The 6156-nt window shown below is 30.6% G+C and carries 3 protein-coding genes and 2 pseudogenes; 4 read left to right on the top strand and 1 reads right to left on the bottom strand.

The window, feature by feature from the left end; translation table 11 throughout:
- Positions 1–138: pseudogene (locus tag ABH960_RS25755) on the bottom strand (IS6 family transposase); the annotation flags it as partial.
- 82 nt (positions 139–220) lie between these two features.
- Between ABH960_RS25755 and ABH960_RS25750 the strand changes: the two are divergent.
- From ABH960_RS25750 to hblC, 4 genes and pseudogenes are all read left to right on the top strand, one after another.
- Positions 221–439 (top strand): annotated as a pseudogene (locus ABH960_RS25750) (tyrosine-type recombinase/integrase); the annotation flags it as partial.
- Between the two features lie 346 nt (positions 440–785).
- The gene (locus ABH960_RS25745) at positions 786–1004 is read left to right on the top strand and encodes an alpha/beta-type small acid-soluble spore protein (protein ID WP_002165449.1); all 219 of its coding nucleotides are present in this window, start codon (positions 786–788) and stop codon (positions 1002–1004) included.
- A gap of 1226 nt (positions 1005–2230) precedes the next feature.
- Positions 2231–3460, top strand: a complete 1230-nt coding sequence (locus ABH960_RS25740; protein ID WP_404449245.1) for a helix-turn-helix domain-containing protein — start codon at positions 2231–2233, stop codon at positions 3458–3460.
- Between the two features lie 1348 nt (positions 3461–4808).
- Entirely contained in the window at positions 4809–6128 is a 1320-nt protein-coding gene (gene hblC, locus ABH960_RS25735) for a hemolysin BL lytic component L2 (RefSeq protein ID WP_002185457.1), read from the top strand.
- The last annotated feature ends 28 nt before the right edge of the window (positions 6129–6156 follow it).

Below are 6156 nucleotides of genomic sequence, written 5' to 3'. Positions count from 1 at the left end.
AGCCAGGGATAGCCCGCGTTCTTCCATCATTTCGACTAAATCACGAAAACTGAGGTTGTACCGTAGGTACCATCTCACGGTTAATAAAATAACATCCGGTTGATAATGTTTCCACTTGAATAGATTTTGCTTTTCCATACCAATCACATCCTTTTTTAGAGTAATAGTATCAGTATGTCCAAGTCTGAAAGACTTTTTTTAGATATTTTGAAGTTTTTGCACCAGAACCGATTTTCTAAAGTATCGTGAAAATCCTGTAACGGCACATACATTCCGTCATGCTTTTGCAATCATGGCAGTTGAACAAGGAAATGCGGATTTATATCATTTAATGCAAACGCTTGGGCATGAAAATATCCAAACAACAAAAATCTATTTAGAGAAGCATATGAAACGGAAGAATAATGTGGGTACTTCATTTGCAGATATGCTGGTGTGAAACTTTCATAAAAAAAATATTTAATTATGTCTTTTTTACATAATTAAATGTACATTATTTAACGTGTGAGGAGGGTTGATTATCGAAGTTAGAGTTACTCAAGAATCTATACATTAAGAAATGGCCAAGAAAAATCAATAAAGGTAGAGTCCTGGCGTTCATTTAGAGAAGAAATGAATGTGTTAGGAATTCAGGATTCAGATGTGTTTCAAATTCAGTTAGTGGAATATGGGAAAGAGAGAAAGAAAAAGAGTTTTCCTAAAAAATACTAGAAGAAAATAGTTTACTTACGTATAAATATCATAATTAAGCACATGTTATATACAAATATAGTGGAGGTGCAATTATGAATATTCAAAGACACGAAAGTAATACAAATGAAATTCTTATTTCTGCTGCTGCAAGTGCTATTGAGCAAATGAAGTATGAAATTGCTCGTGAATTCGGAGTCACACTAGGACCTGATACATCATCACGTGCAAATGGTTCGGTTGGTGGAGAAATTACAAAACGCTTAGTTCGAATGGCTGAAGAACAGTTAACAGGTCAATACAGATTACACTAAGTTAAAGCAGTAAATAAGAAGAATTCATGTGCAAATGGATTCTTTTTCCTTTTATTCACAAAAAATCCAAAAAATAATTTTGTAGTTAAAAAACAACCTCTCAGATTCTTTTTTAATAACCTTTTCCAACCTTATTGATGACATATGTATCGATGGGAAATAAATTAGACATGAGCAGTGTAGGGGTGTTTAAAATCGTTTTGTTATTATCCGTAATTTTAATTCCATAATACTTAAAAATTATTGCTTTGAGGTCAATTTACTGTGCATCTTAATTATGGATGTTGTTTTTGTTAACTAACAACTATTGTATTTGGAAATTTAATAATAAGTTTATGTGATACGATAATAAAACTAGGTAGTATAAAGACTAATAATACAAAGATGAATAACCAATAAATAGATTATTCATATATTCTATCTCGTCTGCTATTCTTAGTACTTTTACAATATATATATATTTCTTCCTCTTTTGTGGAAAGTAAAACTAATGTTGCGACCAGTAATATAGTACCAATTAGATAAAAATAGTTGTCCATATATTGCCGGTATTTCTAATATTCCATTCGATTTTTGTACTGATGAAAAGACCGTTCTCTCAATTAAATCTTTAAGTAACATGTATCTGTTTGATGCTTGAAATTCCCCCAGCTTGTACTTTTCAAAGCATAGTGGTTCATAAATAGCCTTATCATTTTCCTCTGTTGTTAATTTCCCGACTTTTTGTTATCTTTATCTAAAATTTGAAGCACAGTAATTTTTCAGTTTTACATTTAAATTAGCAGTATCCATTTTTAAAAATTCAATTTGTACAAGTAATTGAATTGGAATTTTGACTGTTGGTTCTTGCAGTGGTACAGTATCTCCTGTTACTTTCGCTGTATTTTGAATCTTTTTTCAGCTTGTTCCTCGCATGGAAAACCACTGTATTTTGTAGGTTCTTCACTGTTTTCTCAAGTTCAATGATTAGATCTTGTAGAATTAAGAAAAGACCTTCGCTCATTTCATTTACTTATCCTATCTACTCTGATATTTAGATGCTAATTACAATTAAATAATATATGATTTTCATAAAAAAGATATAGTAATATTTTGTCGTGAATTGTACTATTTTGATATTTTATAGTAATATTTTTTCGTAAGTTATACCTGACGGAAAATAATTTATGAATTTATACCGTAAAGATGTAAAATTTATCAGTTAATCTAATTAAGAGGAGAAGGTAATGAATAATTCTATCGATATACAACACTTGTGTGATCTCGCACATAAAGCCTTTAATGTACCTGTTCATATTTTATCTACAGACAAAAAAATTTTATATCAGTCTATTTCTGATGATATTTGTAGTCCTTTTTATTCTTCTAAAGAAGAACACCTTAGTGACATTTATCAAGAAAATGATCCCGATAATTGGCCCCTTTTCAGATGTAACAGTTATCTTGAAAATTTCATCCTAATTCATATAGCGAATCATGATTATATAAAAGGGACTATAATAATTGGCCCCACTATACATTCAAAGGAATCAGATGATGTGACATTTAAACTTCGAAAAGAATTTAACTCAAATAATAATATTCAAGAAAGACTAACCTATTTTCAATCCCTAACTGAGGTTAAAAAAACTTCTTTAATTGATATGGGAATTTTATTGCATTACATGATTTTCAATGAAAAGTTAGATGTTGATATTGTTGTAGAAAAAAATAAAGTGTTAGAGGAAGTTCCCTATAAAATTGTGAAACCTGATCTATATATTTTAAAACGTCAACAAAATAAACCAAAAACTCACAACATGGCATTAGTACATAATTATTTTTCAGCAATCAAAGAGGGAAATAAAAAGAAGTTGTTGCAATATATGTATGCAGTATCGCAGGAAGATACTGAATTAATTTTAACAGCGGATCCACTCAGAAACCAAAAAAACCATGGGATTATTGCGATTACTTTAGCTACTCGATATGCGATAGAAGGTAATCTCCCACCAGACATTGCTTTTGCTCTTAGTATTTTGTATATCCAAACCATGGAACAACTAGAGAACGTGGACTCTGTAAGGCGATTGTCAGGAGATGCTTTACGTACTTTTGCAGATCGAGTGAAAGAATTCAATGCGCAAAAATTTTCAAATGCGGTTATTACATGTATGAACCATATTAGCAAAAATGTTTACGATGGAATATCTCTCAATGAACTCGCTAATCATTTGGATATTACGCCTACTTATTTATCTAAATTATTTAAAAAAGAAGTGGGAATTCCTTTAAGTGAATTTATTCAAAGGGAACGAGTGGAAGAAGCAAAAAAATTATTAACACTCACTACATATCCACTATCAGATATTTGTGCTTGGCTTAATTTTAACGACCAAAGTTATTTTACAAGGGTTTTCAAAAAATCAACTAACATGACACCTAGACAGTATCGTGAAAAATATACCGTAATATAAGCTTAGTATCAGTTTCTTGTGAAAAAACTTTAATATACGCGCAAGTAACTCTAAAACTTGAGCATACTGTTTCTTTTACTCTAGAAAGGGTATGTGATTGATCTAGAAAAGGAATATGTATTCAAATAGATCTTGAAGAGTCCATGAACCATTTAGTGAAGCCAAAGGACAAGGGTAAGATTTATAACATGTTGTTAATTTTAAAGAGTACACTATCCATTATTTTTCTAAGGAGACAAAAAAACAGAAGGCTGCAAAGGTTCTTTTCGAGAAAGCTTTGCGGCTTTTTTAAATTTTAAAACCTATAGTAATAACGATGGATAAGTTTATAGATTAATATCTTCATGTTAAGTATTTATTAATGGTGATATTAGGGGCTATTACATAAAATTTAACAAAATAACATATATCACTTGATATATCTATATTATATGCAATTATACATAACCAAATAAAGGAAATAAAGTATAAAAAAACCTATTAAATTATTCTATAAGTATTTTTTAAAAAATAAAACTGCACGGTTAAGCTAAAATAGTTATTAATTAACCGTATACACTTTAATTTGTAATCATTACAATTACAGAGATAAAACTCCTAATTAATTATATTGGTATAATATTTTCGACTCGATTTTTTACTTGACAGTTAAATTATCGGGCGCAATCGACAAAATTTTGCTATTTACGCATCGAAAATTTAATGTTTTAATGAACAACATAACTGGTATGACCAGACAGAAAGGAGAAGATTACGCTAATAGGAGTATAGTGAAGTTGCAAGTAACATCATGTTAAGTTTAATTTTCTTAATAATCAGTTAATTTATTAGGAGGTCTAGAGTCTCAAAAGGATCGAGTTTGTAATAAAAGTGTTTTAAGTTACTGCATAACAAAAGTGAATTTATTCCGCAATAAAAGTATAAGCAATGTACAGTGTAATTTCATCTTTTTTAGTCTTGTAAGGCTATTGCTGACAAAACTAAAAACCATATTATGAAATTGATATTAAAAAAAGGTCATGACAGGATTAACTCTAGAAGCAATAGTTTATCTATCTTCACGGCTCTGTAAGTTAGCAGCTCTAGGGGAGAAATAATATTTTACTACTCATTGGGCAGCTAATTCAAATATAGCTGATGAATTTTTATCGTTTCCTATTTGAAAAATAGAGTATCTAAATGAGAGGGAAGTAAAATCTTTAGATCCTATTAGAAGTAAATAATAACGATAACACCCTATCCGAAAGACTTCCCCTTCCTCATGCGTGTGCAAGGAGAGAGCCTAGCGCTAGGGCGTACAAGTTATATGAATCGAGTTATAAAAAACAATGGTAAAGGAGTGTACGGAATGAAAAATAAAATAATGACAGGATTTTTAATAACATCCATTGTAACTGGAGCAACTATTCCTATCAATACTCTCGCAACACCAATCGTTCAAGCAGAAACTCAACAGGAAAGCATGGATATTTCTTCATCATTACGAAAATTAGGTGCGCAATCTAAATTAATCCAAACGTATATTGATCAATCTTTAATGAGTCCTAATGTACAGCTAGAGGAAGTCCCAGCTTTAAATACCAATCAATTCCTAATCAAACAAGATATGAAGGAATGGTCATCAGAACTCTATCCACAGTTAATTCTATTAAATTCAAAAAGTAAAGGATTTGTAACGAAATTTAATAGCTATTATCCGACATTAAAATCGTATGTAGACAATAAAGAAGATAGTGAAGGGTTTTTGGATAGACTTGAAGTTCTTCAAGAAATGGCTATGACGAATCAAGAAAATGCGCAACGACAAATTAATGAATTAACAGAACTTAAATTACAGCTTGATAAAAAATTGAAAGATTTCGATACTGATGTGGCAACAGCACAAGGCATACTAAGTACAGATGGAACAGGGAAAATAGATCAGTTAAAAAATGAATTATTAAATACCAAGAAAGCAATTCAAAATGATTTACAACAAATTGCATTAATACCAGGAGCTTTAAATGAGCAGGGATTTGCTATATTCAAAGAAGTTTATAGTCTTTCAAAAGAAATTATTGAACCGGCTGCTCAAGCAGGGATGGCAGCGTATAACAAAGGAAAAGAAATTAACAACTCTATTCTAGAAGCAGAGAAAAAAGCAGCGCAAGAAGCGAAAGAGCAAGGTAAAACTGCTCTAGAAATTGAATCAGCCAAAAAAGCAGCTCGTGAAGCAATTGAGCGAAGCAAACAAGGTGAAATAGCTGCAGCTGCAGCCACAAAAACGCAAGAATATGACCTGATGAAAGCCATTGATACTGAAAAGATTAAGAAAACACTTGGTGTCTTCGCTGAAGTAAATAAACTAACAGCAGAACAGCGAGCATATTTAGATGATTTAGAGAAACAAAATCAAAAAATATATGATTTAACAACGAAACTATCAATAGCAGATTTACAAAAATCAATGCTTCTTCTTACACAAAATGATGTGCATACGTTTGCAAATCAAGTAGATGTAGAACTTGACCTACTAAAGCGTTATAAAGAAGATTTGGATCTAATAAAAAATAACATTACAAAATTATCTACTAATGTTGATGCAACAAACGAGCAGTCTCAAAAAGATACATTAAGACAATTAAAAAATGTAATAAGTTACCTTGAAGAACAGGTATATAAATTTTGATATTACGTTTTTGAAAAAACTATAAAGA

Source organism: Bacillus sp. RC252 (assembly GCF_044909215.1).
Taxonomy (GTDB): domain Bacteria; phylum Bacillota; class Bacilli; order Bacillales; family Bacillaceae_G; genus Bacillus_A; species Bacillus_A mycoides.
The sequence above is the reverse complement of the archived record's forward strand: the minus strand, read 5'-3'. Positions and strand labels throughout refer to the sequence as shown.